Here is a 25855-nt window from a genome sequence, read left to right on the forward strand (position 1 = left end):
TGAGTTACACAGTACGAAATTTATGAGTAACTGTATAGATTTAAAAAGAAAAAGCAATGCTTAGATTTTAAACCTAGTCATTGCTTTATCCATTGCATCTTGGTTTACACCTATATAACGTAACGTGACCTTCTCTGACGAGTGATTGAATATCTCCATAAGTAATGCTATGTTTTTCGTTTGCATGTACATATGATACCCATACGTCTTTCTCAGTGTATGTGTTCCTATTTCATCTAGTCCAAACTCTGCCGCTGCTCCGCTTAATATCTTATATGCCATACTACGACCAATTGGACGATTTCTACCTTGTCTACTTTGCAATAAGTACTCATTATCATCCCTTTCCTCAATAAACCATTTAAGTTCTCTTTTCAGTGCTGCAGTAATTTGTATTCGTTTCTGTTTCCCTGTTTTCTTTTCTCTCATAGATATATGACTACCTTTGACATCTCCTACCTTCAATTTCAAAATATCTGAGATTCTCAGGCCTGTATTGATTCCCATAATGAAGAGAATGTAATTACGTAAGCTCTTTTCCTTAAAATAATCTTTTAACTGCTGTATTTGCTCCGGATCACGTATCGGTTGAACAAAATTCATTATTCATTACCTCCAATCTCTTCTGTCTCGTAAACTTCTAATCCAAGTGCAAAAGCAAGCTTATAAAATGCTTTAGACTTCCAACGTCGATAAGTACGCTCTGACATCCCTATTTCGTTGTAAACCATGTAATCACATACGTCCTCTTCTTCTAAATAACGTTTATAAATAATATCTCTTTGAATACTTCCTGCACGTCCGTTCCCTAATCGATTTAGAAACTGATCAATACGTACTGACATTCTTTCAAGCCACTCTTCTCGTTTACTTTGTTGGATATTTGCTAGAGCAACATCTTCTAATGGTTTTCCGACTGTATGTGTAGGACCATGCTCGCGCACTTCATAAGACGGAGTGACTTTCATTTCTTTACGCATCATCCCAAATTGTCTATGTATACGTACGCTTTCCAACACACCTTCTAATTCCTCTTGTGTTGCTGTTCTATCAATTTTTGGTAAGAAAGATAATTGTTTAGTCATGTAAGACCACTCCTTTTTATTTTTAAATTACTTTTGTCTTATTGCTCCACGTCTTCGTTCATAACAAGGTCTATGCATCCCCATTAAATCCTCAATGTCACGAGTACTTAATTTCTCTTTTCGTTTTTTCTTCTTCTTCTTTTTCTTCTTTGCTTGATTCGATTGCTTTTTCCATTCACGTAACTGATCCTTTAGCCCCTTCATTTCCCCATCTCCCTTTTCAAAATAAAAAGGACACCCATTCCTAAAACAGCTTTAATTGCTGCTTTAATGAATTGGTGTCCTCTAGTTTTCTAGCCGGACGATATTTATTTTTCATTCACTTTAAAATTAGTCACTTCTGTCATAAAAACAGTGATGTTTTGAGGTGTTCCAGTAACAATTATCTGTCCTAAATCAACAGTCACTTCATCTTCTTTTCGAGATAGGTTTATTATGGTTTCTAGCTTCTTATTAATGATTCTTAATCTACTTAGTATTTTAAAAGTTAGTTTCTTCATATGAATTTCTCCTTTTCTACAAGAGGATTATTTTGTTCGAATTTATCTTGTAGCACCATCAAGAAAGAAAAGTGCTGAAATAAAACAAGATGCTATTAGTAACCCTAGCGCTGGCTCATATCCGAAAAACATCATAATTCCAGTAATGGACCAATAAATGAAGGCTAACCACTGTACTACTTTCATTTCCCTCTACCCCCTACATATTTTCAATGTAAATATTTAAAACATCTTCAATTTCTCTAACAACCGATTGAAAACTTTCTATGTCTTCTACATCCACGCTATTTAACCATGATTCAATCGTCTCTTTTAATTGCTTTTCTTTACTCATTTTCTATTCCTCCCCTGAATAAAACTCAATATTCCGTCAATACTGTAGACAACCCATTAAGTTACTTTCTCCTTGTTCCCCCTTGGAGATGAGCAGTTGGCTTTTGCTAGCTGCTCTTTTATTTACGCTTAAAGAATGATAAAAATTCACTGTAGCTGAAATGCTCGAATGTTCCTATATCATTTTTGACAGCTACACCTACTTCATCTGGTGTTCTGAACATCTTGAAGTCTTCGCGATTGAAAAAGTATTCTTTGTCAGTACTAAATCCTCTTTGATCAGTATGCGGCACTACATACATCCAATTTCTGCACTCCGTCATCAATGAGTCTAGCGCGTCCTGTAAAACATCTAAAGTTCTAGCCATTCTTTTATTTTCAGAATTCAATAATGATAAATCGTACCCGTTTTTCACAAATCGCACACATAATGACTTGTTCGTTCCATTTCCTAAATACGTGTAGATCAGTCGCATTTCTTTTTTAGTAAAGCTTGTCCCCAATAACCAATTAAAGCTTTTCAGTACCTTTTTTGACCAATATGAATTCAATCCCTTACTAATTGGTCTTGATAACCACGCGAACAATTTACATTTAAAATCTAATTCGCTCTCTACATCGTCTAATCGGAAATACAGGTTGTTTTTAGGTTCAAATATTAACTCATTGCCACTGTTTACAAACGACTTAGGAAAGTACGATAACACCTTGTCTACTAGCTCTTTTACCTCTTCATTCATATCCATTCCCCTTTTCTACAAAATGAAATTTTTATACTAATCTCTCAGCAATTGCATGGATTACATTAACCGTGACAGAGTTACCGGCCTGTTTATAAAGTTGCGCGTTTGAAATCCTAATAACTCTTTCCTCATGACTGAAATTCCGCTTACCTTTATGATTAGGATGTCTTTGTAATATCTTCTCGCTTTCTTCGAGTGAAAAATATTTCGCTTTATCAAACGCCCAATCAGGAAATCCCTGGAGTCTCCAACATTCTCTTGGCGTTAGTTTTCTGATTCGATAATCGTTTAACAATGTTGCCTGATTGCATGCCGTATCTAATGTTTGCGCAATTTGTTTTCCGACTCTTCCCCTTCTCGTTTTTGAGTTCGGGACCGAAAAATTAATGCTGTCTCCTACTTCCGCTACTGCATATCCTTGCTTTGTGGCTTCCTTCACCAATACTTTCGGTTTCTTAATGCTGTTCACGTTCAAGAATATACGCTCCTGATCCCAATGCTGATCCGTATCTTGATGTGAGTGTATTGGCGTAAATTTGTTGTCCTGGTACATTATCAATCTCTTTGTGGTTTCCTCCGATAGGAAATACTTCTCTTCCACATTTGTTTCGAGAATGTCCAATAATAAAGACTCTTTCTCTGTTTTGTGGGACTCCGAAGTCTTTAGAATTGAGCAATTGCCATTCTGCATCGTACCCTGCTTCGTCCAGGCTAATGAGAATTCTGGCAAAGTCCCATCCTCCATTAACTGAAAACAAGTTTTTAACGTTTTCAATGAAAAGGTATTTAGGTTTATCTTCTTCTTTTTGGCTTTTGAGGAGTTCAATTGTTTTATAAAATAATCCTGATCTTGCTCCGAACAATCCTTTTTGCGGTCCTGCGATTGATATATCGGTGCAAGGAAATCCAAAACACCAAACGTCAGCTGCTGGGATTTCTCCTGGGTTAACATCGTTAATGTCATTTACTGTCCACTCTCCTTCAGTGTTATGAATTGCTTCGTATGATTTTCTAGCAAACTTGTCCCATTCTACATATCCCAGGCATTTATGACCCGCCCGTTCCATACCCATTCTAAAACCGCCTATGCCTGGCGAATAAGTCTATAAATGTAAGACTCATATCACCACCTCACTTTCTAATAAAATAGCGTTTTGGTTACAAAATCATTTATGTTTCCTTTGGCAATCACCACAGTAGTTTTTAAAGGCCTTACCTTCTTGTTTAAACGTATAACCCTTCGAGAGCGCTCCATTCATTTTCCCGTTAAAGCCTAGGGGTTCAAATGTTGAGCATAAAATTCTTTCTTTTCCACAATCATCACAAATCACTGTAGTGGTATATGACTTAGTCTCCTTTGTTCTAAAAGCCATTACTCATTCCCCTTTCAAATAACGATTTTGTATTAAATCACGAACTTTCACTGGATCCAGTAGTGCTTTTTGTTCGTTTTTCAAATAGAGATTTTGTATTATTTTTGTGCGCTCATTGCTTTTTCTTCTTTAACACGTTTCTTATTACACCAATAGCAAAGATTTGGGCCTTTATGACTCATTGATGGTCTATATAAAGTTTTAACTGGCTTGCTACATTTCGGACATTCTTGTTTATCATATTTCACGATTTCGTTCCCCTCTCAAATAAAGATTTTGTTATAAATCACTCAAATTCATATGCTATTAACTCATCTATCTCTTCTCTATAGATTAAGATTTCAAAGTAATTACCATCCTCAATGCTATTAAACTTATTCGGATCAAAAACAAACCACTCTTCATCTTGATCTGTTTGCTTTTCTAAAATCCCCTCATCTTCAAGCTGTTTATATAGAAACGGACAAAGTAGAACGTTTGTTAAAAACGCATAAGCATCATTTCCTTGTTGCTGCCATTCTGCATTGATTTGACTTAATACATGATTTGTAACTGTATTCATCTCCATCTCTCTATCCCTCCAAAATAAGAATTTTGTTTAGTTTTCTAATAGCTCTGGATTCTCATAAACGTTTCCAACCACTTCACACTCATTCCCAATCCAGTCAAGATCTTCTTCGATTGAGCTATACCCTAAATAAAAAGAACAATTTTTATACGTTACTTTCCACTGATCGTAAACAGGTGATGTACTCTCTTCACTTTCGTAATACTTAGGGCCTCTCAATATATCCCCCTCATAAATCTCCGCGCCATATCTATCTGTTAATCCTGTGTATTGAGTTACTTCAAATTCAGGATCATCAACAAACTCACCGATAACATAGTCTCTAATGATGTCTCCTTCTTGAAATTGTTTGTGCACTTTATCCCAGACACGAAACTTAATTTCTCTCATTCTCTTTTCCCTCCAAAATAACTATTTTGTTTAAATTAGTAGGAGTAAACCCCACCTCTAATTACTCGACTTTTTTCATCAAATTCAATATCGTATTCGGATTCACACTTATCACATACAAGTCGGTCTACACACCCTTCAATCAAGATTCCGTTTCTACAAGGTTTTTTTGCTTTCCGACCACTCTTATTAATCTTGTATACTAAAGTCTGTACTGGCTGTGTCCAATACACCAATTCTTCTCCACAATCACATTTTGGCTTTTTATATTCGGACATCTCTTTCATCCCATTTCTGTACAAAATAACGCTTTTGTTTAGTTTTCTTTTTTAATTTCAACCATTTGGATTTTACTAGTTTTTACAATCGCATTATTAAATTGAATCGTATTCTTATTAGTGATAATATCCGTTAATTCCGTTCTATCCTTAGCATACATTGTACCGTCAAAAACAAGTCCATCGTGTAAGTAAACCTTAACTGTAAACCCCTTCATAAGCATTCCCTCCTCACTTTTGTACAAAATTCAAATTTTGTCTTACTTTACATCGACACGTGCTTGACTTGCTTCTCGACTAAAGCCGTCTGGATATCTTTTAGCTAATTTAGATATATTCATTTGAGCAATATCTTCTAGGGTATATCCCATTTCGTGGGACATGATCGAAATGTAGTACAAGATGTCTCCCAGCTCTAAAGCGATTTTATGCGTATTCCCTTCTTCTTCTCCTGGACAATGAGCCGGATCAAATCCATGACCATGGAAAATAGCTTTTTTTACAATATCAGCAACCTCACCAGATTCTCCTGAAAGTCCTAATGCTGCATTTAAAACACGTCCACCAAAATCCTGATTTGTATTCCATGTGCGTAATGCCGCTTCTTGATATTGATCTAATTCACAAATTTGATTGTTGTTCATTAAGGCTTGGCTTTCCTTTGATTTACTGATTAATTTAGTTACTTCCATAACACTGTTTTTCATTGCTTTCATTTTGATTTCCCCTTCCTATTTAGCAAATCCCTAATCCTATCGGACGATTTTCAATTAAATACTTATCAGCTTGATCTATTACAAGAAGCGCAACTTCCGCTTGGTGTCTCCTTAACGCTTTGGCCATCTTCGGTAAACTCATACCTTGACTCCACATTTCACGAAAACGTACTACATCTCTTTCATCCCAAATGAAGTTAGCTTCTTCTAAAGCGATGTATATTTTTAAACGTGATTCCTTCATCGCTTCATGATTTCTTGCTACACTCATAAGCGAACCTACTTTCTAAAAGTGATTATTTTATCTTTTCAGTAAACTTAGTATCCACACGATCAACTTTACCGTTTACCCAAACCGCAACTTGCTCACCAAATCCGCTCATTGGTGGATTTACCGCTGTGACATTTCCGTCCTTCACTATTAAAAGTTTGTTACTACTAACATCAATTTCTATTTTTTTCATATGTCCCTCTCCCTTTTACTACTGCATGTACTCGACAACATCAGGTTTAAATCCACTTCCTAAGTAAACCCGTACCGGAATTATTTCTTTTTTATCCCTTGCTGCCTTACACAATTCTTCAGCCGTATCCCAATTAAAAAACTTATCTACAGCCCTTTGAAATCTCCATATTGCCATTACATATTGTTCAAAGATGTCATAACGATCATCTTGTTTAGTTGTGCGTGGTAACTCATCCGTACACTTTGCATTCTTTGGAACTTGGACGCGCACATCAGCGTATGTATTGCGCCCAGTTCCTTTCTTAACATTGGCCTTCATTACATCGAACTGACAAATTTCCGGTTCTACATCAAAAATATTAAGTTGTTTAGCCATGTGCGATTCCACTCTTTTCAAGAATGCCTAGTAATTCAGTTGCTCCTTCTTTACTTAGAAACATTCTTCCATCCAGCAATTCCATGTTTGATTCAGAAACTTTACCCGTAACAAAGCATGACTTATCCTGTTTTCTTAAAACAATGTTTTCCCCTTCAACATGAAAGCCTAATGCTGTTCCTTCAGCAATCCCTAAAGTTCTGCGTAACTCTACTGGAATTACCACTCGCCCTAGCTCGTCCACTTTTCTTGAAACACCTGTGTTTTTCATTCCTTGCTCCCCCTTGTTAACTTACTTTTTGTTGTTGATTCCGTTTCAACTCTTGTTTCATTAATTCAAATTTGATTAACCATGCTTGCCAACGCTTATCGTTTTCTTCTTGTTGCTGCTTTGCTACTTCACAGTTACAGCCTTCCGTTATAGTTACACCTGGATAAGTTTCTTTACGAATAATTCCTGTATCATGACATAATACACACATGTTTATTCCTCCTTAGAAACCAATATCTAAATTTAAAATTCTTTTATCTGTTGTTGTTTTAAACACGATCGTTTCATCTTTTGATACTCCATTTAACAACCTACTCGCTAATTTCGGATCATACTTTTGAAATAGCTGCTTACTTGATAAATTTGATGTAGTAATCGTTGTTTTGTTTGCCCCTTGCCTTCCATTAGCAACACCATAAAGTATTTTATGGACAAAATCGCTTGCTTCTCCATTTCTATTCATAGAACCACTTTCAGCACCTAAATCATCAATAACTAGAAAATCAGCTTCAACCATCAAGCTAATACAGTAATCCATCGTGTACTTCGACTCTTTATTCCGAAATGAGTCTTGTATTAAACGAATTAATTTTTCAATCTCTACAAACAAACAACTTTTCATTTCCTTAAATGCGTATTCATCATTAAGAGCTTCACCATCAGAGATTGCCCAATAATGTCTTACCAGTTCATATAACATTGCATAAGCTAAATGACTTTTTCCTACACCTTGAATCCCTGCAATATAAACATTTAAGGTTTCACCTTTTTTGATACGCTCCAATATTGCTATTGCTTTTTTCTTATTTGCTTTAGTTTCTAGGCAGTCCGTTTCATATGATTCTAGCCTTGATTCTGTAATTAACTGATTTTCGATAACACTATGTTTAAAAAGAAGATTCTTCTGCCGTTCTCTATTGATCTTCTTGTAGTAATTGTTCGCTTGCTGGAATAGGATTGAATCCTGCTGTTCCACTTTGCATCTTGGGCAATAAATCGAACCATCATTTTTATCAATCATCATTCTTACAGGCTTTACAGTTACTTGTCCGCCTTTGCTAAATGTATGATTTTCGCAATATTCATCTGCAAATTCTAATGCTGCTATCTTTTCAAATGATTTCTGCATTTTTTGCACTTCTGTTCACCTCGTTAAAATGGCATATTCCCCTTGAAACCTGGGATATCTATGTGATTACCGTATTGTTGTTGATTAGACTGAGGTTTACTAACCGTTTCATTCAAATAATTATCAAAATGTTTTTGAGCGAATAATGTACTTGGTCTCAAATATTGGTTAAGAGGTTTCCCTTCTCTATCAAACTTACCAAGCCATTGTGATACCTTGTTATCAATGACTGTTTTAAAGTTTTCAACTTTATAACCTTCATTCCACCTAGCTCTAATTAGCTTTCTGTGACTTTCTGCTTTATGGTTAAAGTTCTTTTCAGCTTTTTCATTTAAGTATTCTAAGATTTCTTGATAAGGTATTGGTACCTTTGTATCTGATTCGCTAGAAAAAGATGTATTAATTATTTCTAATTCTTTTTCTTTATCTAATTCTTTTTCTTCTTCTATATCTGTTGCGTGACTTTGCGTGATTGTCTCGTGACTGTCACGTGACATCTCTAATTTAAGCTTTTCCCTCTGTTTTTGTTTGCGTAATCGATTTTGCTCACGAATTTTTTCTAATCCGTCAACATTTTGATGCTTTTCCCAATTCGAAATACAAATGTACTGATCATCTGTTATCTCAATCATTCCAAATTGTTGAAATGTTTGAAGCGCCAATCTTACTGTTGCAATTGGCCTGTTAAATAGCGTTGCAAGCATTTCATCTGAGTAAGGAATATTTTTACTAAGAAAAATATATCCACTTGCATTTGTTTTACCAGCTTGTGCTAATAATCTAATCCATATAATTAGTAAGGTATCAGCTTCAGGCATACTTTCGATTAGACGTATTTTTTCATCCTCAAACATACTAGTTGAAAGCTTTATCCATTTAACTTCTGACACTACAACTACCTCCTCGTACAAACTGCCACATATGCTTGTCCACTTTTGATAATCCGTTGAATTTCATACTGCGGATAACCGATTTTGAAATACTGTTCAATCATTTGTTTCAATTCATCTTTGCTTTTCGCTAAGTCCCAAAACTTTTTAGGTAATAGCACTTGATATTCAATTGAATGCATGTACTATTTCCCTACTTTCCGTGGTATACTTATAACATCTTATTTTTTTCAAAGGACCCATTGCCGTGGGCCTTTTTATTTTGTTTCACATCACTCCAAGCCCATTGCTTTATTGGCTCATAAGTGATGTAAAGCAACCATGAACCACATGCGATTAACATTGCAAATATGACTAACGATGTTGTATCTTCCACTAAATCACCTCCTTATTGTTCGGATATCCATTGCAACAAGAACTCTTTTACTTGTTGAGCTGGAAAATACCATTTACCCCCTACTTTGTGTTTCGGAAATCTAGGGTCAAAAAAGAATGTTTTTTGAATGGTATTCCATCCCATACAAGTTCTCTTTTTTAACTCGTTAGCGTCCCAATACACTAACTCCGCATCGATTTCTTTAACTATTTCTTCAACTTTTGCAAGATAAAGATTTCTTACTTCTTTTTCATCGACTTGAACACTAATCATTTTTCATATCTCCTTTTCAAAGGTTAAATTTAAGTTAACCTTTAGTTAAAAAAATAAGATAACAGTTAGTTAACCTATTAGTAAATCATCCACTTTTATTTCATATAACTTAGCTAACATCCCTAATTTAGATACACTAGGTTGTCTATCGCCAGATTCTAGTAGAGAATAAGCACCTTTATGTGTGTATCCTAGGTACTCAGCTACAAGCTGTTGGCTATAACCATGTTGTTCTCTTAAGGCTTTCACCTTCTCTGTATTAAGTCTTATCATCTCATCACCTTTGTTCAATTCGTTAATTTGATTATACACAAGGGTTAACTTAAAGTAAACCCTGTTTTTAATTTTTTTCAAGGGGGTTGTCTTAGAGTTAACTTTTCTGTTACATTTTATATAGAAAGTTACTGTGCTACTACTACAGTAATACACAACAACGGAGTTTCTATATTTTGTAGAAAGGGAGAATTTTATAATGAATCATGAATTGATTAGTCGAAGGGTAAAAGAAATCAGGACTGAACTTTTAAAAATGAGTCAAAGAGAATTTTCTGAGGCGTTAGGAGTAAGTAAACCTCTTATATCTATGTGGGAAAACATTAATACTGAAAAAGGACCATCTAAAGAGATGGCGATTAAAGTGGCTAGATTAGCAAATGTATCTGTAGCTTATGTACTTGGAGAGTCTGATGAAAAGAACCCAATTACAAGTGCTCAAGATGAATTTGAAGAATTAATAACTCAATTTAGAGAAAAAGACCCAGAAAAACAAAAAGAGATTATGAAATTATTTAAAGACTTAATGAAACTGACAGGCAATTGATAGCATTATAAGCTACCGATCGCCTGTTTCATTTTTAATACGATTTCAAGCGAATATTCATCACCTTCATGTGCCGCTTTTGTGATTTCTAATAACTTTGCTTCGAATTCTTCTACTTCTGATATAACTAAACTTTCTACATTGTCTATTTTCATCCCCTACATCCTCCGATTTCCTCATAATAGTTTGTGATTTATTTCACGATGTTTCGGATATATCATATTTTGATAAAAACCGAATTTCTCCAGAAAGCACGAATGCGACCGTCATATAGACGATCGCATTCAAAAATATATTTTAAGACCGCTGCTTACCAGCCTGTCCCAGGTTCTTCAGAATATAAAACGATTGGTTCCTTCGCTACAGCTACTTGTTTTTGATCTTCTTTTGAAGTATCAGCACCATTAAACAATAATGCACCTGCAACCACTAGCGCTGGAATAATAGCTAGAATTTTTTTCACTAAGATTCACCTCACTTATGAGATAATTATACCATTTTTTCAAATGATACCCAAGTACATTTTAGGTAATTTAGAATAAAAAATATTACCTGATTCTTCAAACATCTCAAGTGATTTTTTTAATATTTCTCTATCATTTCTAGCTAATCCTAAATAGAAAGTTTCAAACGATGTTAACTTACCATTCTTTCTTTCGATCTGTTTTAACAATTGTTCAGCCTCTTCATTTCTCCCTTGTCTACATCTTAAATATGCCATCCCTGCGTCACCTAACATTTTTTCAAGTCCATCTGTATCCTTCCAATGAAACATCTTTAAAAAGTTCAAGGTATATTGAAACATCTCTTTTTTCTTTACTAATCCAACTTCAGAAAAAGTATCTAGCAAGGATATCCCTTTTTCCAAAAAAAGTTTTGCTTTTTCATAGTCATCAAAGAAGTAAGACTCTCCGAACTTTCCGATTGCTGTTATATACGGAATTAAAAAGGATACATCATTTTCATATATATCTAATATATCTTTACAAACATTTCTAGTCTTTTCTGCATACCCACGTTGTAATGAGATAACACCACAAGCTTCTTTATACCGAATCATAAAGCTATTTCTTATAAATTTATTTTTGATATCATCAATATCCTTTTCGACATCTGAAAGTCTATCGAATAAAGAGCGATAGTTTTTATTTTGGTATAGCGCTTGACACATAAGCAATTCAGTAAGTATTTGCATTTCTAAAGTCTTAGCGCAACGATTTTTCCTTTCAATCATCGCGTAAAATTCTTTTGGCTTAATTTTTTCAGTATATCTTTTTAAAATTAATGCATATACTCCAGCCCACTCTCTATTCACTTTATTAGGCGAGTCTAATTCTTTTTCCACAACATTCTTTAGTAAAGAAAATTCACCTCTTGAAGATAAATATTCCATCGCTTCCCGCAAACTTCTAGGCTTAGTCATACTAATGTATCTTTTTACTTTAGTTCTTCGAATTTCTCGGTCTTCATATAAATTAATTAATGTTTTTGACAAATAATAGAAGCGCATCTGTGTTTTTCCGTTGAATACATCCGAAACTATCCCAGAGCTGACTCCCCATTTTTTTGCAAGCTCGTTATTTGTAATGCCTTTAGCATACAGATCATCTTGTAATTCTCTTAGTAACACTTTCATTTAATTTGCTCCTCCTTACCGGAACAAAAGACACGTTATACCCTACTTTTTACATTTAAGGAAAACGCGTCACTATATCTAAGTTGTGTGTTATAATTATGTATGAGACTTATGACAAGAGTTTTCCCTAGCTGGATTAGGGAGGACGGTGTAAGGGTGTTGGTAGCGCCACTTTCACAGTCATGGGTCTTTTTTACGTCCGTTTTGTTATTTTATTATTTTCATAATATCACAAAAATTAGGAAATTCAGTCATGTGATTTTCTGAAAAATGTTGAGAAACTTTTAAAATCGTTATATATCAACAATCCTCAAGCATCTTAAAATAAAATATGCAATTCTGCATATAACGTACGATGACCTCTTATGCATATTTTACCACAAAACCGAACTTTTGTTCTATTATATTTTGAGTTTTAAATAGATTTCCTATCAATATAACATAAATGACAATAAATCTATCATTTATAGTATATCAATATGTCTATAATTATACTTGTACTATGAAGACATTTAGTGAAACTTTAAAAACGTTAAGAAAAAGTCGTTCGTTAAGGCAAGAAGATTTAGCTCATGAACTAAACCTTAGTAGAAGCCAAATAAACAATTACGAAAATGGTTTTTCTGAGCCTGATCTCACTACATTATTTCGCCTCGCTTCCTATTTCAATGTAACACTAGATGTGCTTACAGGTCGCATTGATAATTCGGATGATGAAATGTTACATAATACCTTGATTGGCGTTCAGAAAACATATGGGGTGTTATCTGAAAATCAAAGAAAAAACTTCTGCAAGCAACTAGATTATTATGTACGTTTCCTTGGTGAGAATAATGAAATACTTTGATTTGATTTCATAATAAAAGAAATCATTTCCAATTTCAAATTGTAAAATTTTCTTTCTTTTACAATTTGAAGGAGAGAGGGGATTATCCCTCTCTCTTTTTATTTTTACATTAATTAGGTTATCATGCTATTATTCAATTAGATTAGGTTGCCTTAAATTCAATATTAAAGCAATATCATTTATATATATTTAAACATCGAAATAAAATATAAAGGTTGGTGTTTTACATTGGAATTACATAATATTAACGAATTAACTGATTTACAACAGGATAACTTAATGAATTTATTGAAGGAAACCTCAGGTGCTCATCTAGAAAAGATAAAAATAAAGTATGGAATTGCTAATAAAAGGACGAAGGCATTGGTACATCAAGAGATATGGAATAGCCTACTCACCGGTCTTATCCCTCTTACAGATTTCATGAGTTGGTTATGTTCCTGTAATTTAGAAGGTAATAATTCTATCTTTGTTTATGAGCCTACAGACCAAAAGGTATTCAAAAACAATTCATTGGAAAAACTGTATAAAAAATTACAAACAAAATTAACACCTTTATACAATATTCATAAAGAAACTTTAAATACTATTGAATTGGTTGATTTACAAATTCTGAACGAATCAAAACAACTGGTAATTACTTTTGCGGCACCATCTCAATTACAAATAAAAGATAAAGATAACTCCACAACACGTCTTGACAGAGAAATTTATTTTGCTTACTTTATTCTAGATTATACATACAAACATATTGTATTATTAATGCATCCAACAGCCAACCTAATATCAATAGGTGGAGAAACAAAAAAAGAATGGGATGACCTAACCTGGATTTTATTAAAAGCTTTTAAAGGTCAAATTTTCTCATTTAATTCAAATGATCCTGAATGGGTTGTGGATTCCCTGTACGAAATAACAGAAGAATATTTTAACCATAATAACCCTCAAATTGATAAAAAAATGAGAGAAATAAGAAAAAAATTCATACCAGATTTATTAGATAATATAAAGAAGGTAGATCCATCATTTGAAGATGACGAATACATCTTGCGATTTGAACGCTCATTAGAAAATATATTTGAAAATGAATTTATTAACAGTTATGGAGCAATCACTAAACATCTTCCATTTGAAGTTTTTTTACAAGAATCAGATAAGGGAATTACTCAATTTAAAACAAATTCACGTGGGCAGGCCCTTAATTATGCTGATGCTGCTGAATTTGTAAAACTTATGTGGAATCATGGTGATATTGTTTCGTTAGGAATTACATATATTGAAAAAAATCAAAATAATATAGTAAAACGACATCCATATAAGGTAACCAAAACAAGTGATTTTTACTCATTTAAAAAAACAAATACTACCGGCACTAAGAAGGAGGTTATTGATTATGTATTACGAGTATTTGATGAATATAAACAAAAAGTTCAATCTCCCCTCTCAGATGCTGGAGAAATTGAACAAAGAACTTACGATGCTGAGAACGAATGAAACAATTTCACCACACTTCCTTTACCGTAAAACCAGAATAAACGTTAATATAATCACTGATTTATTAATTGATTTATCATTCGAATGTCCGCTTCTAGGCACAAAATACATCATACTATGTAATAATTCAGATTCGGACATGGTACATGCATTTGATTTTAATACTCTAAAAGATATGAAAGAATTTATTGTACAGAGCGGAAAGAGATGTCCCGAATGTGACTCCACGTTAAATTTAAACCAGAAAGATATTAGAGTTCGATTTTATAAAAAAAAAGTATACGCTAAAGTAATGTAGGTGAATATTTATGAATAATGATTCTGTTTCATTTGATAGGTACTCCAATCGTGCACCAGATGATCTTTATTGGAAACCTATCCCTATAGAAGATATAGATATGTATAAAAAGATGATCCAGCGTGTCAAAGTTGCATTTAAAGGGAACAATAACAAAGAAAAGGGAGATTCCCTAGAAGAGTTAATGACATATGTATATAGTAGATTTGACGAAATTGCTGAAGTTTCAGCAAATATTAGAAGGAAAGACAATCAATTGGATCATTTTATGGAATTGGTTGAAGGAGTAGCCCCTCAATTTTTAATGGAATACTCAGGTGGTAGAATAGTAGGCGAATCTAAAAATCATAATCAAAGTATAACTTCAAGAGAAGTAACTAACTTATATGACTTACTTCAAACGGCAACTGCAAGGTTAGGGATTTTTTCTTCTATGCATACTTTTTCAAAAGGAAGAAAAAGTATGTGGGCAAACGGTGAAGGAAAACGTCGGAAACTCTGTTTAGCTAGTGAAAACAAAACTGGGAATAAACGTTATGTAATAGGTTTTACTTTAAAAGAGTTGGAATCACTTTTAGAAAATAATTTTTATTCAATGATAAAACAAAAAGTAAAATGTTTACAGGATGAACTTGATGATGACTTTACAGAAGATGAAAACGGTTTAGAGTATCACGAAAGACTATATCATTCTTTAATACAATTAAAAGATTTAGGCATTATTTGTGATCAATCATTTTTAGATGCTAAGAATAAGATAGAAGAAATCTATGGTGAAATAAATAATGAGATAGTTTAAAAAGCCTTTATTAAGGGCTTTTTTTTATATCATTAAAAACCATATTTTTTACAATAATTAGGTTAGTATGCTATCATTCTAATTAAGTTCGACAGTGACATATCCCATATCAAGTGCTATGTCACGATTATAAAGGAGGATTTCATATGGCAACTTTCAGAAAGCGGGGCAAAAAATGGGAATATCGAATCCGATATGTCGATAAAACTACAGGTAAGAAAAAAGAAATTAGTAAAGGTGGATTTGAATCAAAAAAAGAAGCTACTTTTCATGCTAACGAACGAGAACGCCAGTTGTTTCACGGAATGGCTGCGGACAGTAAAAAAACTCTATTAAGTGAATATTTAATTGAGTGGCTTGAAACTTATAAAAAAGGAAAAGTGGGGCAAAGCACTTATCTTCTCAATAAAAGAAATATTAATCAGCACATCATTCCGTATTTTCAAAACATAAAATTAGCGGATATGAATAAAATTGAATACCAAAAATTTATTAATCACCTTATAAACAAAGGTTATTCCAAACGAACAGTGGAAATTATAAACTCAACAATGTCAAATGCAATTAAACGTGCTATAGATTTAGAAATGGTCTACAAAGATTTCACGAACAGAATTCTAATTGCTGCGGATCGTTTCAATCAGCATTCAAAAAAAGAAAACTATTTAACAAAAGAACAAGTATCAAAATTATTGAATGCGGCCCATAAAGATAAAATTCTGTACTATACATTAATTTATACCTTGGTGGAATCTGGTATGCGTAAAGGTGAAGCAACAGCATTAGAGTGGGATACAAATATTGATTTAGATAACAAAATGATTCACATTGATAGAACTATAAATTATCACGCTTATACTCCTACAGGACAAAAGAACAGTAAGGACTTAATAGGCAAAACGAAAACTTATGATTCTGTGCGTTCAATTACTATTTCGGATAGACTTGTCTCTGTACTTAAAACTTTTAAAACATATCAAAATGAATGTAAACTAAAACTTGGCGCTAAGTATGATAAAACCTTTGATTTTGTGTTCACAACTACAGGAAAACCGATACCACATTCCACATTAAAAAACGTTTTAGATCGTATTTTAAAAAATGCTGAAGTACCTAAAATTCCTGTTCATGGATTAAGACATACTCATGCTGTTCTTCTTTTAGAAGCTGGAGTAGAAATGAAATATATCCAGGAAAGATTGGGGCATAAAAGTATAGAAATTACTTCTAATATTTATTCACATGTCACACCCAAAATAATCGAAAATGAACAGAGCAAATATGAAGCTTATGTGGGGCGAGAATTTGTTTTTTAAAAAAAGCGGGGCAAAAGCGGGGCATTTCAGTTTTTTCAGACAAACCATCTTCCTTCGATATTTGAATAGAAACCCGTTAAAAACTTATATACCAACGGGTTTCGGATTTGATTCAATTACTTCCAAGAGGTGCCAAATAACTTATGGTATTTGCCCTAAATACACATCCCACTCCCAATCATTTAACCCTTTCGACTGTTTATTTTCCATTTCAATGAAATGTAGGCGGGGAAAGAGCAAAAAAAATATTGATAATAGAAACAGACATACAATCATTTCTATTAATGAAAAACCAAATTCTAATTTATTTTTTCTCCTACATAAAAGCATTGTTCCATCATTCTGTCTTTCACATCTCTCCACATAGTACAAACTTCATTGCCTCCCCAATATGTGTAATACACAATTCCATTTATATTCTTTTCTATTATTCGCTTGTCTTCATTTCCATACATATATATAGCTGCTTCTTTTTTTAATAATCCAGTTGCCTTATAACGAATTTGTATATTTTTTCTTTCTTGCATAACTAATACTGTTTGCGGTAGTAGTAACGATACAGCCATCATTAAAACACTTAACGATACAATCATTTCAGCCATTATGGATCCTTTTTGACATTTCACGATACGTAAATCTCCCTCTTCCAAGCTGAAATACAATTTCATATTTATAATTTCGATACGAAATTATAATCGTACCACCTCTATTAATATTTCCACTTGGATTATATGTCATCGGATTTGGAAACGTATGCAAATCAATTTGTATATCTTCTTCATACTCTCGCTTGACGATATAATACTTTGTACCTGACTCTTTTATAGCATACATATTTCTATCTTTATGCCAACGTAATGTATAGTGCTTTTGACGGTTTATCGCTAATTGCTGCATATACAAAATATCATTTGAAAACTGTCTCAAAAATTGTTCAACTTTTTGTCGCTCGTATAAGGAATGAACACTAAAATACGTAACTATACTTAATACAGAAATAGCAAATAAAACGAGTAACATTTCTAAAAAAGTAAACCCCTGTTGTTTCACAATGCCCTAATTGATACTGCGCCATCATCTGAAATATGAATAGATTCGCCATTCGGGCACTTATCAGTTGTAATATACTTTTCATCTGTCAGTTCTTTTAACGATGGAATTTTATTATGTTGTAATTGATATACTTGTATTTGCGCTTCTATAGATTTCACGTAAGCTGCACAACCTTTTCCTTGGACCGATGAGCGCTGTGTAACTACATTCGGAATAATTAATAGTAATAATATAGTTATGACAACCATTACTAATAGCATCTCTAACAGAGTAAACCCTTCCTCATTCTGCATACAAATGCCCCCTAAATAGAATTCATCATTTGAAACATCGGCATAATCATCGCTAAGTACATAAGGACAACGATTCCTCCAATACATGTAAATAAAATAGGCTGAATGATAACTAACATATGTTTAATTTTCCGTTCCATCTTTTCCATAATAAGATCGCTATAGTCACCTAATTCAATCCCTAAATTGCCGTTTGCTTGTCCATGCGTAATAACATAAGAAAGTTCTTTCTCGTAATACCCACTTTTAGCAATGATAGATTGTAACTGTTCTCCTCCAATTAATTGTCTTTCAATCCGGCTCGCTTCATATTTAAAGAACGGATGATATCTTTGCTCCATCATTATTGTTAAAGCTTCACATACTGATAGTCCACCATTTAATAAACCACTCAACTGAGTAGCAAAATAATGTGAATGCTTTAAAATAAGAAATGTTTTGATGAGGGGAATACGAAGCATAATTTTTACCTGTCTAATATGTGGAAGTTTCCTAAAATACAACATGTATAAAATACCTCCAATAATAACAGTTAAAATAGCGGTTAAAATAATGTAAGGTAGCAGTTTTATTGCACTTAAAATTTGTTCTGTAAGTAGTGGTGTATTAGAACCGAACGAACTATAAACCATTTCAACCTGAGGTAATAAAATGAGTTTAAAAATAAAGAGCATGATTAGTAGAAAAAACATCAAAAACATAGGATACTGCATTATTTTCATCATGTCTCTCCTATACTTATCTTTCTTATAAAGAAGTGCACTTCCTTGTTGCAAAGCAAAAGAAATATCACCATGTTGCTCGGCATAAAATAAATAACTTAACATGTCCTGATGAAACTTTAACTGATGAAAAGAATCGTGTAGACTTTTCCCATCTTTTAACCCCTCAATCATGCGCTGCAATTGTACTTTCTTTTCTACAGGTAATTGAAACTGTAAAAATTCTAATGCTTGTAAAAGAGAGTAGCCTTTTTCTAATAATTCTCCTAAACGTTTCAATAATACTACTTGATCACTTAAACTCCATGTTTTCTTAAACATAAACATCTTCTTCTAAAAAACCTAAAGCATATCCTTTTCGTATTGACGATTCTAAAGTCTCATGTTTGTAAGTAACACATTCTCCACCAGCTTCTTTAAGCGCTTGTTTTAACTCATATCCATATAGTAGCTCATATATGCTAGCCTGCCTTACTTGCCTCATTGATTTACATAAAGTTGAGCACTTTCCTCTGCAAAACGGACACTTCAATTCGACAAGTCGCTGTGCAGCTACAGCCAATAAAGACTGTTCAATCTCTTGCCTCGTTATACCATAATCCATGAAGCGAATGATTGCTCCTTTCGCATCATTCGTATGCAGTGTTGTCATTACTAAATGTCCTGTCAAACTTGCTCTTATAGCTATTTTTGCTGTTTCTTCATCACGGATTTCACCGACTAAAATAATATCTGGATCATGACGTAAAATAGCCTTTAATCCTGTTTCATATGTGAGACCCGCTTTTTCATTTATTTGAATTTGTAATACATCGTCACTTCTTTTTTCAACCGGATCTTCAAGTGTAATGATGCGACGTGTTTTCTTTTTTCTAATTACCTCTAATAATGCATACATTGTCGTCGTCTTCCCAGATCCAGTCGGTCCAGTAAACACAAGTAGCCCCTGTGAATAGCGTAAAAACGAGAGTAGTTTTGCTGCCGTACTTGGAAATAACGAAAGATGTGATAAGGGCTGAACAGATGCTTGTAAATGAAGGCGAATAACGAGACTTTCTTGATATACTGTTGGAAGTGTTGAAAGGCGTAAATACACTTCTTGTCCATCAATTTGCAAATACAACAAACCATTCTGTGGCTTCCGTTTCTCGCCTATGTCCATAGATGCTAAAAATTTGAAATGTGAGACAAGTTTTTCTCCAAATTCCTTTTCAATACACTGTCTCGTCATTAAATCTTTTCCTATACGTAGTTGAACCGCTACATCCTTCTGCCGGGGCACAATATGTAAATCTGACGCTTGTACCCTACACGCTTCTTTTAAAATTGCATTCGCAAAAATTTCAATCCCATTCATCACTTTTCCCTCCTCACTATGTATATAGCATGAAAACATGCGCAATAAAAATTTGGACTTTTGTATTTTCAATAGAGGAAAAAGGAAAAATATGTTTGTGAAATTATGAACAATTTCCGAATTATTGTCTGAAATTACCTATACTCATGTTTATCTGTATTATAATGTTATTATCTTGGATAAAGTGATAAAGGTGGAGATCCTCATGGAACAAGCTTTAAAAATTACAGGTGTATTATCTGACCCAACTCGTTATTACATTTATAAATATATTTCGCAAAAACATAGTTACGTAACGGTACAAGAAATTGCAGATGAGTTTGACATTCATCCAAACGTAGCGCGTTTACATTTATCTAAATTAGAAGATGTTCATATGCTAAAATCGGAAACGAAGAAAACTGGAAAAGGCGGACGACCGAGCAGATTGTATGTCTTATCTGAAGATGTTATCCAATTACAATTTCCATTCCGTGATTATCAATTGTTAGCAAGAATCGCATTTAATTCTTTACTTAGTCTTGGTGCTGCTGGTGAGAAAGCGCTATACGAAACAGGAAAACAATTCGGAGCTGAATTAATGCAACAACATATGCAACGTTTAAATGTGAGTGAAGATGCTTTAACAGTGGAACAAAAAGTTCAAATTGCAAAAGAAGCTTTCTCAACAGCTGGCTTATCACCTGCATTTGAATTAAGTGCAGATGGAACAAAAATTTTCTATGATGTACACAATTGTCCATTTAAAGAAGTTGCTGTTCATCATCCAACTGAAATTTGTAACATGCACGGAGATATGATGAAAGGGATTTTTGAAATCCTATTCCCTAACATGGAATTAACTCGAAATGATAGTCTATTAGATGGATGTAAATCTTGTAATTATAAACTAACAATTTAATTTTTCATATAAAAAGAAGCCAATAATAATTGGCTTCTTTTTATATGAACGAATATTTACAATAGTAAGAAAAATAAACTATAATGAGGTGAGGTTTACTTTTTTTAGAAAAGGAGGGAGATGGCATGGAGCGCATGTTTCGCGTTCTCGGCTTTTGGACTGGAATTTTCTCGGTTATGTTTTACGTAGGGGATATGCAACCGGCCGCACTACTATTTTTAGGACAAACAGGTTTCTTCGTACTTTTAAGCTATTTAAAATTAACAGAGCGTATGTATATATACGTATTTGGGGCATATTTAACTGTTTTCTTCATAGGATTTACATACTACACGACATTCTTACTTGTGCCTGGGGCTGGACATTAAAAGATGGCATTTTGCCATCTTTTTTTTAATTCCGGAATTTCCTAGTTGACTTATAGGTTTTATTACCTTATATTCTATATAACAGATTGGAATTAGGGGGAATCAACATGAATACACTGCTTGTCGGAATTAACGTTGCAGTCATGCTCATCTTAGTTGGCGTATTATATTATATGCAACGTAAGCATGTATCTTTTAATAAACGTGTATTTACCGCTTTAGGAGTCGGAATTTTATTCGGTCTTATATTACAATTTATTTATGAGCCAACTTCTAAAGTAATTATTGAATCAAATACTTGGTTTGGCTTAATCGGTAACGGTTATGTAAAATTACTTCAAATGATCGTTATGCCACTTATTTTAGTATCTATTATTTCAGCATTTACAAAATTACAGTTAACGAAAAACCTTGGTAAAATTAGTGGCCTTATTATCGGTATTTTAATTCTTACTACAGGAATCGCTGCAGCTGTCGGTATCGCTGCAAGTGCAGGATTTGATGTATCTGCAACCGGCCTACAACAAGGTGATGCAGAATCTGCTCGTCTGAAACTAGTTGAAGAAAGATTTACTTCTATTGAAAAGACAACAATTCCAGATAAATTATTAGAGCTATTACCTACAAATCCGTTTCTTGATTTAACAGGCGCTCGTCCAACATCAACAATTTCTGTCGTAATATTTGCAGCCTTTATCGGCATTGCCTTTATAGGTGTAAAACGAAAATATCCAGAACAAGCAGAGCTATTTAAGAAGATGCTTGATGCTGTATATGCAATCGTAATGCGTATGGTAACATTAATTTTACGCCTTACTCCATACGGCGTATTAGCTCTTATGGCAAAAACAGTTGCTGGTAGCGACATAAATGCTATTTTAAAACTTGGCAACTTCGTGTTAGCGTCTTACGTAGCACTTATCGTAATGTTCGTTATCCACTTATTATTAATTGCGCTATCTGGTTTAAATCCAATTCAATATTTAAAAAAGGTGTTCCCTGTATTAACATTTGCATTCACATCTCGCTCTAGTGCTGGTGCGATGCCATTAAATATTGAAGCGCAAAAAGAAAAGCTTGGTATTTCCGAAGGAATTGCAAACTTCGCAGCTTCATTTGGGGTATCTATCGGACAAAACGGTTGCGCAGGTATTTATCCAGCAATGCTTGCAATGATGGTCGCTCCAACTGTAGGAATTGATCCATTACAACCACAATTTATTTTAACTTTAATCGCTGTTGTTGCTATTAGCTCATTCGGTGTTGCCGGAGTTGGTGGCGGCGCAACATTCGCAGCTTTAATCGTACTATCTACAATGAACTTACCAATCGGTATTGTTGCTCTAGTTATCTCGGTTGAGCCATTAATCGATATGGGGCGTACAGCTCTTAACGTAAGTGGCTCTATGACAGCAGGTCTTATTTCAAGTAAATGGCTTGGTGAATTAGATCAAGATACGTACAATCAAGATGATACAAAAACTGGTGAAATTGCTTCATAATGAAAAAAGACGCTAACATACAATTGTTAGCGTCTTTTTTATTCCGTCCCCTCTTTATAGATTTTATCTTGAGAATTATCACTCTAAGTATTCTTCTAGTTGCTCTTTTAACTCTTCCTCAATCTCATAACAAGATTCATCAGCGAGTTCCCCTACTTTCTTACTCCCAAAATGTTTGATTGAATTGGCATTCCTAAAAAGATTCTTTCACATTTCCAAATTGGAATATTATGAAATCCAATCAGCTCTTTTTCTTCATCTAATATAGCTATAGCAACTGATGAATAATAACCCACCTCAAAGGGATTCTCTTTTTCTCTTGCAAATCCCATATCTAATTCCATGTGTTTTTCTATGTATAAATGTGAATACTCTTTATGCAGTTTAAGTGATATTCGCTCTATTTCCTTCTCCATACATTGAATGTTCTCTTTTAACTCCAACGTAAACTCCTGTTCTTTATATTTCATTTTCGCCTCCTTAAACATAGAAAAAGAGAATACAATAACATATCCTCTTTCCTCAAATATATTTCATTATCTCACAGCCCGTCCTTTTCACAAATAACCATTTTGTTCGCACCATTTATGAAATTGTCCTACGTCTACTCCAACTAACACGATATCCTTTAGCTCTACATCAATGACTTGTTCTCCAATTACAATAGCAAACTGCGATGCTAATTTTGTCTCATTTTTCTTTACAATTCCAATTCGGTTCCGATGCGGTCCATCTTTTATATATGCTTTTTGTCCTACAATATCAAAGTTCAAAATTCTCACCTCTTTTACTGCGCTCAAATTGGAAATACGATCTCCACCTCGGAAAATTTCCTTTCATTGCACTATTTCTCTATATATATGACGAAACAATAAAAGAGTCCTTCCTTCTTTACAATTATTTTTTCTTTGTTTCATTTTTGTGATTGAAACGTAAAGTTTATAATAAAATACACTTGGAAGCGCTTTCTATGTAATTTTTTATGTTATAATATATAAGTAGAACTTCGTAAAGAGGGTTAAAAAATGAATACAAAAATGATTAAAAAAGTAATTGAAGCATTAAAAGTATATGGCTTTCAGGATGTATCATTCTGTGACAAAACGAGGCAATTTTTATTTCATAACGAAACCGATATTATGAGCGGCTATGCAGAAATAACATATAGTAGTCAATTTGAAAAATTCAACGTACAAATTCATCCAATTGAAACACATCACCAAGCAGAGTTACAAGAGATTGAAAGACATATACAAGCTTGTATAAGAAAAGTGGAATATTTAAACGCACTTCTTACCGGGCAGACAAAACTAGATGATAAAATTATTATTATGTAAAAAAAGAACGTGATCCAATCACGTTCTTTTTTCATTATACGTTCATCTTTTCCTTTAGTTGTAATCCTGTAACAGATTCTAATACATCCATCGATTCTCCAAATGTCATATCAAAAATTGTCTTGTCCTCTATGTATGGAAACTGTCTGAAACGCTTTTCTAACACCTTCACAGCATCTGATGTAAAGTTTGCACTATCAATGCCAAATTCTGTTTCAACAAGAACGATCCAATCTAACACATGAAAACCTAATCCATTGACGAATGAAATCAATTTTTCTTCTGGGTTTGAAGATAAGAATACTTGGCGTTCCATCTCACTAAAAAGTTCTTCTCCTAAGATTTCAGCTAACTCATCATCATGTTCACGTTCAACAAGTTCTTCGTAGCCGTAATCATCCACAAGCTCTTCTACTTCTTCACTATCCTGACAAAGCAATTGACTAAGAAGTGCCTCTTTCTTAAATTCACTATTTTGTACGACTTCTAAAAAGCTCGTTTCCCATCCATTTTCTAATTTCATATTATGTACTCCTTTATATACGTTTCTTATCATCACTGTACCCAAAAGATCACTTTTATAACCTTTTAGGTAGTTACTATTATTTCATATGATTCATAACATAAGATGCAAACTCAGCTACATCTCCTTCAAAAATATTTATTTCTGGCAAGTGATAGAACGTTGTTTGGAGCGGGCTTCCTGCATGATATACATATATCGTTTTCTCTAGTGCAATCGCCATTCCAAACTCTGTATGGCTCCCATTTCCGCCATCTAATATAAGTAAAAATACATCCGCTTCTTTTACAGCATTTTGTTCTGCCTGACCAATTTCTCTTAATTGTTCTTCATTTGCTGCTTTTTCGTTTTTGGTCCAATCATATGTATGGTGCCATCCTGCATGTTTCAGTTCATTTGCTACGGAACGTACAAGATGTTTATTTTGGAAACCTGAGGCGATATAAAAATTCATTTATATACACTCCTTCATTATGTATAGGGAAACTCCTTTTTAGCGTTATTTGTTATAGCTATAATAAAGAACAACTTCAAAAAAAATCCCCATCTTTAAAACTTATTTGCGTTTAAATGATGGGATGCTTCATGGTCTTCTTTTATTTTTTGTTTTTTATAACTTTCATCAGCTAACATTTCTAGTTCAGCTGTTATCTCCGACTTTTCAAGCTCTCTTTCTTGCGAAAATTTCCTTGAAATATAAACAATAACACTACCAACGTACAACACAAAGCATATAATAAGTGCAGTATTTTCATAGAGACTTAGCTCCAACACAGTCACTCCTAATCCATTCGTATTTTCACGCCTCATTAATTGGAATTT

General features: G+C 33.6%; 45 protein-coding genes and 3 pseudogenes. 9 read left to right on the forward strand and 39 right to left on the reverse strand.

Annotated elements, in window-relative coordinates; translation table 11 throughout:
* Positions 1-60: 60 nt before the first annotated feature.
* From GD442_RS20635 to GD442_RS20740, 25 genes and pseudogenes are all read right to left on the reverse strand, one after another.
* Positions 61-603, reverse strand: a complete 543-nt coding sequence (locus GD442_RS20635; protein ID WP_159365172.1) for a site-specific integrase — start codon at positions 601-603, stop codon at positions 61-63.
* Positions 603-1085 (reverse strand): ArpU family phage packaging/lysis transcriptional regulator, encoded by a 483-nt coding sequence (locus GD442_RS20640; protein ID WP_159365173.1) that lies wholly within the window; start codon positions 1083-1085, stop codon positions 603-605. The genes GD442_RS20635 and GD442_RS20640 overlap by 1 nt, the downstream gene beginning before the upstream one ends.
* A gap of 27 nt (positions 1086-1112) precedes the next feature.
* Entirely contained in the window at positions 1113-1289 is a 177-nt protein-coding gene (locus GD442_RS27840; protein WP_201450778.1) for a hypothetical protein, read from the reverse strand.
* A 104-nt stretch (positions 1290-1393) separates the two neighbouring features.
* Positions 1394-1585: a hypothetical protein gene (locus GD442_RS20645; protein WP_159365174.1), complete on the reverse strand. Its 192-nt coding sequence runs from the start codon at positions 1583-1585 to the stop codon at positions 1394-1396.
* 42 nt (positions 1586-1627) lie between these two features.
* Positions 1628-1771, reverse strand: coding sequence for a hypothetical protein (locus tag GD442_RS20650; protein ID WP_158236268.1), 144 nt, complete (start codon positions 1769-1771; stop codon positions 1628-1630).
* A 13-nt stretch (positions 1772-1784) separates the two neighbouring features.
* Positions 1785-1919, reverse strand: coding sequence for a hypothetical protein (locus GD442_RS28290; protein ID WP_255849804.1), 135 nt, complete (start codon positions 1917-1919; stop codon positions 1785-1787).
* A 118-nt stretch (positions 1920-2037) separates the two neighbouring features.
* Positions 2038-2658, reverse strand: a complete 621-nt coding sequence (locus GD442_RS28170) for a hypothetical protein (protein WP_236582422.1) — start codon at positions 2656-2658, stop codon at positions 2038-2040.
* 31 nt (positions 2659-2689) lie between these two features.
* A pseudogene (locus GD442_RS28175) lies at positions 2690-3734 on the reverse strand (DNA cytosine methyltransferase).
* A gap of 93 nt (positions 3735-3827) precedes the next feature.
* Complete coding sequence (locus GD442_RS20675) at positions 3828-4034, reverse strand: hypothetical protein (protein WP_159365175.1); 207 nt, start codon at positions 4032-4034, stop codon at positions 3828-3830.
* A gap of 98 nt (positions 4035-4132) precedes the next feature.
* Positions 4133-4282: a hypothetical protein gene (locus tag GD442_RS27845; RefSeq protein ID WP_000872736.1), complete on the reverse strand. Its 150-nt coding sequence runs from the start codon at positions 4280-4282 to the stop codon at positions 4133-4135.
* A gap of 38 nt (positions 4283-4320) precedes the next feature.
* On the reverse strand, positions 4321-4602 hold the full coding sequence (locus GD442_RS20680) for a hypothetical protein (RefSeq protein WP_159365176.1): 282 nt from the start codon (positions 4600-4602) through the stop codon (positions 4321-4323).
* Between the two features lie 30 nt (positions 4603-4632).
* Positions 4633-4992 carry a YopX family protein gene (locus GD442_RS20685; RefSeq protein ID WP_086409326.1) on the reverse strand — a complete coding sequence of 120 codons (360 nt, stop codon included), beginning with the start codon at positions 4990-4992 and terminating at the stop codon, positions 4633-4635.
* A gap of 316 nt (positions 4993-5308) precedes the next feature.
* Positions 5309-5488: a hypothetical protein gene (locus GD442_RS20690; protein ID WP_159365177.1), complete on the reverse strand. Its 180-nt coding sequence runs from the start codon at positions 5486-5488 to the stop codon at positions 5309-5311.
* A 42-nt stretch (positions 5489-5530) separates the two neighbouring features.
* Positions 5531-5986 (reverse strand): nucleoside triphosphate pyrophosphohydrolase family protein, encoded by a 456-nt coding sequence (locus tag GD442_RS20695; RefSeq protein WP_000646472.1) that lies wholly within the window; start codon positions 5984-5986, stop codon positions 5531-5533.
* Between the two features lie 19 nt (positions 5987-6005).
* Positions 6006-6257 carry a hypothetical protein gene (locus GD442_RS20700; protein ID WP_000109490.1) on the reverse strand — a complete coding sequence of 84 codons (252 nt, stop codon included), beginning with the start codon at positions 6255-6257 and terminating at the stop codon, positions 6006-6008.
* Positions 6258-6282: 25 nt separating this feature from the next.
* Entirely contained in the window at positions 6283-6450 is a 168-nt protein-coding gene (locus GD442_RS20705) for a DUF3954 domain-containing protein (protein WP_000717826.1), read from the reverse strand.
* Positions 6451-6468: 18 nt separating this feature from the next.
* Positions 6469-6828, reverse strand: coding sequence for a cell division protein SepF (locus GD442_RS20710; protein ID WP_159365178.1), 360 nt, complete (start codon positions 6826-6828; stop codon positions 6469-6471).
* Positions 6821-7099 (reverse strand): AbrB/MazE/SpoVT family DNA-binding domain-containing protein, encoded by a 279-nt coding sequence (locus GD442_RS20715; RefSeq protein ID WP_159365179.1) that lies wholly within the window; start codon positions 7097-7099, stop codon positions 6821-6823. The genes GD442_RS20710 and GD442_RS20715 overlap by 8 nt, the downstream gene beginning before the upstream one ends.
* Before the next feature lie 16 nt (positions 7100-7115).
* Positions 7116-7310, reverse strand: a complete 195-nt coding sequence (locus GD442_RS20720) for a hypothetical protein (protein ID WP_159365180.1) — start codon at positions 7308-7310, stop codon at positions 7116-7118.
* A 12-nt stretch (positions 7311-7322) separates the two neighbouring features.
* Positions 7323-8237, reverse strand: a complete 915-nt coding sequence (locus GD442_RS20725; protein ID WP_159365181.1) for a P-loop NTPase family protein — start codon at positions 8235-8237, stop codon at positions 7323-7325.
* A 14-nt stretch (positions 8238-8251) separates the two neighbouring features.
* Positions 8252-9118 (reverse strand): phage replisome organizer N-terminal domain-containing protein, encoded by an 867-nt coding sequence (locus GD442_RS20730; protein ID WP_159365182.1) that lies wholly within the window; start codon positions 9116-9118, stop codon positions 8252-8254.
* Between the two features lie 5 nt (positions 9119-9123).
* The gene (locus tag GD442_RS27850; RefSeq protein ID WP_000555610.1) at positions 9124-9300 is read right to left on the reverse strand and encodes a hypothetical protein; all 177 of its coding nucleotides are present in this window, start codon (positions 9298-9300) and stop codon (positions 9124-9126) included.
* Positions 9301-9329: 29 nt separating this feature from the next.
* On the reverse strand, positions 9330-9494 hold the full coding sequence (locus GD442_RS27855; RefSeq protein ID WP_201450779.1) for a hypothetical protein: 165 nt from the start codon (positions 9492-9494) through the stop codon (positions 9330-9332).
* Positions 9495-9506: 12 nt separating this feature from the next.
* Positions 9507-9767, reverse strand: coding sequence for a hypothetical protein (locus tag GD442_RS20735; RefSeq protein ID WP_016099711.1), 261 nt, complete (start codon positions 9765-9767; stop codon positions 9507-9509).
* A gap of 69 nt (positions 9768-9836) precedes the next feature.
* On the reverse strand, positions 9837-10040 hold the full coding sequence (locus GD442_RS20740) for a helix-turn-helix domain-containing protein (protein WP_159365183.1): 204 nt from the start codon (positions 10038-10040) through the stop codon (positions 9837-9839).
* A gap of 199 nt (positions 10041-10239) precedes the next feature.
* Here GD442_RS20740 and GD442_RS20745 point away from each other — a divergent pair, with 199 nt between their 5' ends.
* Complete coding sequence (locus tag GD442_RS20745) at positions 10240-10587, forward strand: helix-turn-helix domain-containing protein (protein ID WP_159365184.1); 348 nt, start codon at positions 10240-10242, stop codon at positions 10585-10587.
* A 5-nt stretch (positions 10588-10592) separates the two neighbouring features.
* Here the strand turns inward: GD442_RS20745 and GD442_RS27860 are convergent, their stop codons facing one another.
* The 3 genes from GD442_RS27860 to GD442_RS20755 all read right to left on the reverse strand — a co-directional run bounded on the left by GD442_RS27860 (position 10593) and on the right by GD442_RS20755 (position 12223).
* Positions 10593-10742, reverse strand: a complete 150-nt coding sequence (locus tag GD442_RS27860) for a hypothetical protein (RefSeq protein ID WP_201450780.1) — start codon at positions 10740-10742, stop codon at positions 10593-10595.
* A gap of 155 nt (positions 10743-10897) precedes the next feature.
* Positions 10898-11050: a hypothetical protein gene (locus tag GD442_RS20750; RefSeq protein ID WP_159365185.1), complete on the reverse strand. Its 153-nt coding sequence runs from the start codon at positions 11048-11050 to the stop codon at positions 10898-10900.
* Positions 11051-11089: 39 nt separating this feature from the next.
* Positions 11090-12223, reverse strand: a complete 1134-nt coding sequence (locus GD442_RS20755; RefSeq protein WP_159365186.1) for an AimR family lysis-lysogeny pheromone receptor — start codon at positions 12221-12223, stop codon at positions 11090-11092.
* A gap of 502 nt (positions 12224-12725) precedes the next feature.
* On the opposite strand from GD442_RS20755, the gene GD442_RS20760 reads away from it, so the two are divergent.
* From GD442_RS20760 to GD442_RS20775, 4 genes are all read left to right on the forward strand, one after another.
* Entirely contained in the window at positions 12726-13070 is a 345-nt protein-coding gene (locus GD442_RS20760) for a helix-turn-helix domain-containing protein (RefSeq protein WP_073543816.1), read from the forward strand.
* Between the two features lie 228 nt (positions 13071-13298).
* Positions 13299-14564 carry a hypothetical protein gene (locus GD442_RS20765; protein WP_159365187.1) on the forward strand — a complete coding sequence of 422 codons (1266 nt, stop codon included), beginning with the start codon at positions 13299-13301 and terminating at the stop codon, positions 14562-14564.
* Between the two features lie 308 nt (positions 14565-14872).
* A complete protein-coding gene (locus GD442_RS20770) occupies positions 14873-15661 on the forward strand; it encodes a hypothetical protein (RefSeq protein WP_159365188.1) in 789 nt (262 codons plus the stop codon).
* 146 nt (positions 15662-15807) lie between these two features.
* Positions 15808-16977, forward strand: a complete 1170-nt coding sequence (locus GD442_RS20775; RefSeq protein ID WP_153598528.1) for a site-specific integrase — start codon at positions 15808-15810, stop codon at positions 16975-16977.
* 147 nt (positions 16978-17124) lie between these two features.
* On the opposite strand, the pseudogene GD442_RS20780 reads toward GD442_RS20775, so the two are convergent.
* The 6 genes and pseudogenes from GD442_RS20780 to comGA all read right to left on the reverse strand — a co-directional run.
* Positions 17125-17307 (reverse strand): annotated as a pseudogene (locus GD442_RS20780) (prepilin-type N-terminal cleavage/methylation domain-containing protein); the annotation flags it as partial.
* Positions 17277-17579, reverse strand: a complete 303-nt coding sequence (locus tag GD442_RS20785; protein WP_000829468.1) for a hypothetical protein — start codon at positions 17577-17579, stop codon at positions 17277-17279. The gene GD442_RS20785 and the pseudogene GD442_RS20780, both read right to left, overlap by 31 nt.
* Positions 17572-18027 carry a competence type IV pilus minor pilin ComGD gene (gene comGD / locus GD442_RS20790; RefSeq protein ID WP_000813141.1) on the reverse strand — a complete coding sequence of 152 codons (456 nt, stop codon included), beginning with the start codon at positions 18025-18027 and terminating at the stop codon, positions 17572-17574. Before comGD ends, GD442_RS20785 begins: the two co-directional genes overlap by 8 nt.
* Positions 18024-18323 carry a competence type IV pilus major pilin ComGC gene (gene comGC, locus GD442_RS20795; protein WP_001178687.1) on the reverse strand — a complete coding sequence of 100 codons (300 nt, stop codon included), beginning with the start codon at positions 18321-18323 and terminating at the stop codon, positions 18024-18026. Before comGC ends, comGD begins: the two co-directional genes overlap by 4 nt.
* 11 nt (positions 18324-18334) lie before the next feature.
* Positions 18335-19366: a competence type IV pilus assembly protein ComGB gene (comGB, locus tag GD442_RS20800; RefSeq protein WP_000475187.1), complete on the reverse strand. Its 1032-nt coding sequence runs from the start codon at positions 19364-19366 to the stop codon at positions 18335-18337.
* Positions 19359-20402, reverse strand: coding sequence for a competence type IV pilus ATPase ComGA (comGA, locus tag GD442_RS20805; RefSeq protein WP_159365189.1), 1044 nt, complete (start codon positions 20400-20402; stop codon positions 19359-19361). Before comGA ends, comGB begins: the two co-directional genes overlap by 8 nt.
* Positions 20403-20607: 205 nt before the next feature.
* Here comGA and GD442_RS20810 point away from each other — a divergent pair, with 205 nt between their 5' ends.
* The 3 genes from GD442_RS20810 to GD442_RS20820 all read left to right on the forward strand — a co-directional run bounded on the left by GD442_RS20810 (position 20608) and on the right by GD442_RS20820 (position 23173).
* Positions 20608-21303 carry a helix-turn-helix transcriptional regulator gene (locus GD442_RS20810; RefSeq protein ID WP_000434125.1) on the forward strand — a complete coding sequence of 232 codons (696 nt, stop codon included), beginning with the start codon at positions 20608-20610 and terminating at the stop codon, positions 21301-21303.
* Between the two features lie 125 nt (positions 21304-21428).
* Entirely contained in the window at positions 21429-21671 is a 243-nt protein-coding gene (locus GD442_RS20815) for a DUF2626 domain-containing protein (RefSeq protein ID WP_000440716.1), read from the forward strand.
* Between the two features lie 107 nt (positions 21672-21778).
* A complete protein-coding gene (locus tag GD442_RS20820; RefSeq protein ID WP_001094345.1) occupies positions 21779-23173 on the forward strand; it encodes an L-cystine transporter in 1395 nt (464 codons plus the stop codon).
* Positions 23174-23251: 78 nt separating this feature from the next.
* On the opposite strand, the pseudogene GD442_RS20825 reads toward GD442_RS20820, so the two are convergent.
* Together GD442_RS20825 and GD442_RS20830 are read right to left on the reverse strand one after the other, a co-directional pair.
* Positions 23252-23643: pseudogene (locus GD442_RS20825) on the reverse strand (hypothetical protein).
* A gap of 87 nt (positions 23644-23730) precedes the next feature.
* Positions 23731-23946 carry a DUF3912 family protein gene (locus tag GD442_RS20830; protein WP_001008327.1) on the reverse strand — a complete coding sequence of 72 codons (216 nt, stop codon included), beginning with the start codon at positions 23944-23946 and terminating at the stop codon, positions 23731-23733.
* A 252-nt stretch (positions 23947-24198) separates the two neighbouring features.
* On the opposite strand from GD442_RS20830, the gene GD442_RS20835 reads away from it, so the two are divergent.
* The gene (locus GD442_RS20835; protein ID WP_001093239.1) at positions 24199-24510 is read left to right on the forward strand and encodes a hypothetical protein; all 312 of its coding nucleotides are present in this window, start codon (positions 24199-24201) and stop codon (positions 24508-24510) included.
* 34 nt (positions 24511-24544) lie between these two features.
* Here GD442_RS20835 and GD442_RS20840 read toward each other — a convergent pair whose 3' ends face one another.
* The 3 genes from GD442_RS20840 to GD442_RS20850 form a co-directional block, all read right to left on the reverse strand.
* Positions 24545-25033 (reverse strand): hypothetical protein, encoded by a 489-nt coding sequence (locus GD442_RS20840; protein WP_159365190.1) that lies wholly within the window; start codon positions 25031-25033, stop codon positions 24545-24547.
* 79 nt (positions 25034-25112) lie between these two features.
* Positions 25113-25487, reverse strand: coding sequence for a nucleoside 2-deoxyribosyltransferase (locus GD442_RS20845; protein WP_001012342.1), 375 nt, complete (start codon positions 25485-25487; stop codon positions 25113-25115).
* 95 nt (positions 25488-25582) lie between these two features.
* Entirely contained in the window at positions 25583-25843 is a 261-nt protein-coding gene (locus tag GD442_RS20850; RefSeq protein WP_001250699.1) for a DUF3966 domain-containing protein, read from the reverse strand.
* Positions 25844-25855 lie beyond the last annotated feature (12 nt).

The organism is Bacillus sp. A260, from assembly GCF_009861435.1.
GTDB classification, from domain to species: domain Bacteria; phylum Bacillota; class Bacilli; order Bacillales; family Bacillaceae_G; genus Bacillus_A; species Bacillus_A cereus.

Coding starts and splice junctions, on each gene's coding strand:
- GD442_RS20635 (WP_159365172.1), bottom strand. CDS start 603: ATGAATTTTGTTCAACCGATACGTGATCCGGAGCAAATACAGCAGTTA.
- GD442_RS20640 (WP_159365173.1), bottom strand. CDS start 1,085: ATGACTAAACAATTATCTTTCTTACCAAAAATTGATAGAACAGCAACA.
- GD442_RS27840 (WP_201450778.1), bottom strand. CDS start 1,289: ATGAAGGGGCTAAAGGATCAGTTACGTGAATGGAAAAAGCAATCGAAT.
- GD442_RS20645 (WP_159365174.1), bottom strand. CDS start 1,585: ATGAAGAAACTAACTTTTAAAATACTAAGTAGATTAAGAATCATTAAT.
- GD442_RS20650 (WP_158236268.1), bottom strand. CDS start 1,771: ATGAAAGTAGTACAGTGGTTAGCCTTCATTTATTGGTCCATTACTGGA.
- GD442_RS28290 (WP_255849804.1), bottom strand. CDS start 1,919: ATGAGTAAAGAAAAGCAATTAAAAGAGACGATTGAATCATGGTTAAAT.
- GD442_RS28170 (WP_236582422.1), bottom strand. CDS start 2,658: ATGAATGAAGAGGTAAAAGAGCTAGTAGACAAGGTGTTATCGTACTTT.
- GD442_RS20675 (WP_159365175.1), bottom strand. CDS start 4,034: ATGGCTTTTAGAACAAAGGAGACTAAGTCATATACCACTACAGTGATT.
- GD442_RS20680 (WP_159365176.1), bottom strand. CDS start 4,602: ATGGAGATGAATACAGTTACAAATCATGTATTAAGTCAAATCAATGCA.
- GD442_RS20685 (WP_086409326.1), bottom strand. CDS start 4,992: ATGAGAGAAATTAAGTTTCGTGTCTGGGATAAAGTGCACAAACAATTT.
- GD442_RS20690 (WP_159365177.1), bottom strand. CDS start 5,488: ATGAAGGGGTTTACAGTTAAGGTTTACTTACACGATGGACTTGTTTTT.
- GD442_RS20695 (WP_000646472.1), bottom strand. CDS start 5,986: ATGAAAGCAATGAAAAACAGTGTTATGGAAGTAACTAAATTAATCAGT.
- GD442_RS20700 (WP_000109490.1), bottom strand. CDS start 6,257: ATGAGTGTAGCAAGAAATCATGAAGCGATGAAGGAATCACGTTTAAAA.
- GD442_RS20705 (WP_000717826.1), bottom strand. CDS start 6,450: ATGAAAAAAATAGAAATTGATGTTAGTAGTAACAAACTTTTAATAGTG.
- GD442_RS20710 (WP_159365178.1), bottom strand. CDS start 6,828: ATGGCTAAACAACTTAATATTTTTGATGTAGAACCGGAAATTTGTCAG.
- GD442_RS20715 (WP_159365179.1), bottom strand. CDS start 7,099: ATGAAAAACACAGGTGTTTCAAGAAAAGTGGACGAGCTAGGGCGAGTG.
- GD442_RS20720 (WP_159365180.1), bottom strand. CDS start 7,310: ATGTGTGTATTATGTCATGATACAGGAATTATTCGTAAAGAAACTTAT.
- GD442_RS27850 (WP_000555610.1), bottom strand. CDS start 9,300: ATGCATTCAATTGAATATCAAGTGCTATTACCTAAAAAGTTTTGGGAC.
- GD442_RS20735 (WP_016099711.1), bottom strand. CDS start 9,767: ATGATTAGTGTTCAAGTCGATGAAAAAGAAGTAAGAAATCTTTATCTT.
- GD442_RS20740 (WP_159365183.1), bottom strand. CDS start 10,040: ATGATAAGACTTAATACAGAGAAGGTGAAAGCCTTAAGAGAACAACAT.
- GD442_RS20745 (WP_159365184.1), top strand. CDS start 10,240: ATGAATCATGAATTGATTAGTCGAAGGGTAAAAGAAATCAGGACTGAA.
- GD442_RS27860 (WP_201450780.1), bottom strand. CDS start 10,742: ATGAAAATAGACAATGTAGAAAGTTTAGTTATATCAGAAGTAGAAGAA.
- GD442_RS20755 (WP_159365186.1), bottom strand. CDS start 12,223: ATGAAAGTGTTACTAAGAGAATTACAAGATGATCTGTATGCTAAAGGC.
- GD442_RS20760 (WP_073543816.1), top strand. CDS start 12,726: ATGAAGACATTTAGTGAAACTTTAAAAACGTTAAGAAAAAGTCGTTCG.
- GD442_RS20770 (WP_159365188.1), top strand. CDS start 14,873: ATGAATAATGATTCTGTTTCATTTGATAGGTACTCCAATCGTGCACCA.
- GD442_RS20775 (WP_153598528.1), top strand. CDS start 15,808: ATGGCAACTTTCAGAAAGCGGGGCAAAAAATGGGAATATCGAATCCGA.
- GD442_RS20785 (WP_000829468.1), bottom strand. CDS start 17,579: ATGGCTGAAATGATTGTATCGTTAAGTGTTTTAATGATGGCTGTATCG.
- comGC (WP_001178687.1), bottom strand. CDS start 18,323: ATGCAGAATGAGGAAGGGTTTACTCTGTTAGAGATGCTATTAGTAATG.
- comGB (WP_000475187.1), bottom strand. CDS start 19,366: ATGTTTAAGAAAACATGGAGTTTAAGTGATCAAGTAGTATTATTGAAA.
- comGA (WP_159365189.1), bottom strand. CDS start 20,402: ATGAATGGGATTGAAATTTTTGCGAATGCAATTTTAAAAGAAGCGTGT.
- GD442_RS20810 (WP_000434125.1), top strand. CDS start 20,608: ATGGAACAAGCTTTAAAAATTACAGGTGTATTATCTGACCCAACTCGT.
- GD442_RS20815 (WP_000440716.1), top strand. CDS start 21,429: ATGGAGCGCATGTTTCGCGTTCTCGGCTTTTGGACTGGAATTTTCTCG.
- GD442_RS20820 (WP_001094345.1), top strand. CDS start 21,779: ATGAATACACTGCTTGTCGGAATTAACGTTGCAGTCATGCTCATCTTA.
- GD442_RS20835 (WP_001093239.1), top strand. CDS start 24,199: ATGAATACAAAAATGATTAAAAAAGTAATTGAAGCATTAAAAGTATAT.
- GD442_RS20840 (WP_159365190.1), bottom strand. CDS start 25,033: ATGAAATTAGAAAATGGATGGGAAACGAGCTTTTTAGAAGTCGTACAA.
- GD442_RS20845 (WP_001012342.1), bottom strand. CDS start 25,487: ATGAATTTTTATATCGCCTCAGGTTTCCAAAATAAACATCTTGTACGT.
- GD442_RS20850 (WP_001250699.1), bottom strand. CDS start 25,843: ATGAGGCGTGAAAATACGAATGGATTAGGAGTGACTGTGTTGGAGCTA.